2 protein-coding genes and 1 tRNA gene are annotated in these 3,376 nt (G+C 60.5%); 2 read left to right on the forward strand and 1 reads right to left on the reverse strand.

Going from position 1 to position 3,376, the window contains the following annotated elements:
* Nucleotides 1-130: 130 nt before the first annotated feature.
* Nucleotides 131-634, reverse strand: a complete 504-nt coding sequence (locus tag BP858_RS02615; protein ID WP_062264694.1) for a hypothetical protein — start codon at nt 632-634, stop codon at nt 131-133.
* 189 nt (nt 635-823) lie between these two features.
* Here BP858_RS02615 and BP858_RS02620 point away from each other — a divergent pair.
* Nucleotides 824-908, forward strand: a tRNA-Leu gene (locus BP858_RS02620).
* Nucleotides 909-1,053: 145 nt separating this feature from the next.
* A partial coding sequence (locus BP858_RS02625; protein ID WP_286878770.1) for an Eco57I restriction-modification methylase domain-containing protein occupies nt 1,054-3,376 on the forward strand: 2,323 nt, incomplete at its 3' end.

Raw genomic sequence — 3,376 nt, forward strand, 5'->3', positions numbered from 1 at the left:
GTTGCCCATGCCGATAATCTGGTGAAGGGAACCCGTATCATCACCCTGGAAGAACGGCTGGTTCGCGCAATCGCCCTCCCGCGAAGACAGAGGAAGCGGATCTACCGGCTCGCGCTCGAAGTCGAACTTCTCAGATAATCAGCTGTTTTACCTGGGGGAGGGCACGCAGGTCTTCGTAGACCGACGCCGGGACCTTCTCCTCGTCGACGATCATCACCAGTTTGGGCTCCTCTGCGAGGTAGGGGTCGGTGACGAAGATCTGGCGGATGGAGAGGTCGTGATCGACGAGGACCTTGACCGCGGCGCCGACGATTCCTTTCTCCTGGGCGTCCTTCGGGAGCAGCGTGATGACCGAGAGGCCGAGGGCCTCGGCGACCCGGGAGAGGTCGGGGGCGGCGCGCATCCGGGTGAAGATCTCCCGCAACCCCGGGTTTTTGAGGATACGACGGGCCGTGGCGTCCACGACCCTGCGGTCGGTCTCGATCGCCCTGCCGATGTGCGTGGCCGGGATCTCGATGCTGTTGCAGACGATGCGGCCCTCCTCGTTGATGCCGAACCCGTTCTCCAGCAGGAAGCGCATTACCCGTGCCTGCGAGGGTGAATCAGCGAACTCGCGTGAGATGTCGGCCCACATGCGGGAATGTTGGAGTTAGGCGCATAAATATACACCGAAGGTGGTACGGGTGCAGCGGAGTGCGAACGTGTGGCTCCCCTCAAAAGCCAGGCGGGCGGCGTATGCCCGCCCCTCACGAGTGTCCGGTCCCGGGCCGTCTGCCGGGGAGTAAGATATTTTATGTCGCAGCGCGTTGTATATAGACGCAGGGCGAGGGTTGCCAAGCCAGGTCAAAGGCGCAAGGTTGAGGGCCTTGTCTCGCAGGAGTTCGAGCGTTCAAATCGCTCCCCTCGCATTTGGATTCTTTTTTGTGGTATCCGGGTTCTTCCCCATACAGCACTGTTGCCGAAATTGCATGGAGCTTGCGGCCCATATCGGCAAAAAGCAACCTATTTATGAGCATCGGGCTCGAACGTTTAACCAAGGAGCCCGATGCTTGAATGCCCGATCAGATAGCATGCCCCGACGCCATCAGGTCGCTTGTCGAACGCTTTGATTATCACCGCCCCGCATACCGCCGGGGGCAGTACAACGAGACGCAGCTGCGCCGGGAGTTCATCGACCACTTCTTCAGGGCGCTGGGGTGGGACGTTGATAACCAGAAAGGGCGTTCTGAGGCGTATAAGGAGGTCGCCCACGAGGACCCGATCAGGATACGCGGGCAGACGAACTTCCTTGACTACTCGTTCCGGATAGGCGGGGTCAGGAAGTTTATCGTCGAGGCGAAGAAGCCGTCCGTGAATATCAAGGACGATACGGAGTCGGCGCTCCAGCTGCGCAGGTATGCCTGGAACGCCGGGCTGAAACTGAGTATCCTCACAAACTTTGAGGAGTTTGCTGTCTATGACTGCACAAAACCTATCCGGAAGGGGGATACCGCGGGGACGGCCCGGGTAGGCTACATCACCTACCGGGAGTACCCGGAGCAGTGGGAATGGATCGCGAAGATCTTCTCCCAAGAGTGTATCCTCAAGGGTGCGTTCGACAAATTTGCCGATTCTGAGACCGATAAGAAGGGGACCATGGGTGTCGACGAGGCGTTTCTCGCCGATATCGAGGCCTGGCGAGACATTCTCGCCCGAAATATCGCGCTTCGCAACCCCGAAATCACTGTGGACGAATTGAATATCGCTGTCCAGCGGACGATCGACCGGATCATCTTTCTGCGGATCAGCGAGGATCGCGGGATCGAGCCGTATGGGACGTTGCAGGAGCTGCTTTCCGGCGACCGGGTTTATCGGCGTCTCTGTGATCTCTTCCGCCATGCCGACGACCGGTATAACTCGGGGTTGTTCTACTTTGAGGAGGAGCCGGGGCGGAGTGAGCCGCCTGATACGCTGACGCTCCTGCTTGCCATCGATGATGACGTACTAAAGACGATCATCCGCCGCCTCTACTATCCCGAGAGCCCATATGAGTTCTCGGCGATCCCGGCTGATATCCTGGGGCAGATCTACGAGCAGTTCCTCGGCAAGGTCATCCGCCTGACAGAGGGGCATCGTGCGAAGGTAGAGGAGAAACCGGAGGTGCGCAAAGCCGGCGGCGTCTTCTACACGCCGACGTATATCGTCGATTACATCGTGAGGTGGACCGTGGGCGAGGTGGTGCGCGGGAAGACGCCGAAGGAGGTTTCAGATATCACGATACTGGATCCTGCCTGCGGCTCCGGTTCTTTCCTGCTTGGCGCATACCAGTTCTTGCTGAACTGGCACAGGGACTGGTATATCGAGCACCTGGTCCCGGTGATCAAGGAGAAGGGGGCGACCTCGTCCGAGGTCAGGGCGCTTCTTCCGCCTGCACGGGAGGGGGCGCAGCGGCACGGGCGGCGACGGCGCCGGGACGCATCCGGGCAGCTCCCGATCTATAAGGCGGCGAACGGGACTGATTCACGGGTGAGGAGCGACTGGAGACTGACCACGGCCGAGCGGAAACGGATCCTCCTCAATAACATCTATGGTGTGGATATCGACCGGCAGGCGGTCGAGGTGACGAAACTCTCCCTTCTCCTGAAGGTCCTTGAGGACGAGAGCGAGGAGACCGTATCAAAGCAGCTGACCCTGTTTGCCGAGCGTGCGCTCCCGAGCCTGCATGACAACATCAAGTGCGGGAACTCGCTCGTTGGTTCTGATATCTACGACGGTCTCGCGGTCCTGCCCGGGATCGAGGAGCGCAAGCGGATCAATGCGTTTGACTGGGAGAGGGAGTTTGCCGGGATCATGCAGCGCGGCGGGTTTGATGCTGTGATCGGAAACCCGCCTTACGTCAGGCAGGAGACGCTCGGGCATGAGTTCAAGGAGTACGCGAAGCAGCGGTACGCGGTCTACCACGGGGTCGCCGACCTCTACACCTACTTCATCGAGAAGGGGGTCTCCCTGCTTGGCCCCGGCGGGCAGTTCGGCTACATCGTCGCGAACAAATGGTTGCGGGCGAACTATGGGAAACCTCTCCGCCAGTGGCTGAAGGAGAGGAGGATCGAGGAGATCGTGGACTTCGGGGATCTGCCGGTGTTTCAGGGGGCGACGACGTACCCCTGTATCGTCCGGGTGTCGCACGGGACGCCGCGCGAGACGTTCCCGGTCACGGAGGTTGCGTCGCTGGATTTCCCCGACCTCTCGGAGTATGTCGGGGAGTCGAGTTACCCGGTCCGACAGGACGACCTGGACGAGGACGGGTGGTCGCTTGTGGATGAGCAGACCGGCGCCCTGCTGAAGAAGGTCCGGGGCGCCGGGGTGCCGCTTGGGGAGTACGTGCAGGGGAAGATCT

The organism is Methanoculleus sp. UBA413, assembly GCF_002502935.1.
GTDB lineage: Archaea > Halobacteriota > Methanomicrobia > Methanomicrobiales > Methanoculleaceae > Methanoculleus > Methanoculleus bourgensis.

Coding starts and splice junctions, on each gene's coding strand:
- BP858_RS02615 (WP_062264694.1), bottom strand. CDS start 634: ATGTGGGCCGACATCTCACGCGAGTTCGCTGATTCACCCTCGCAGGCA.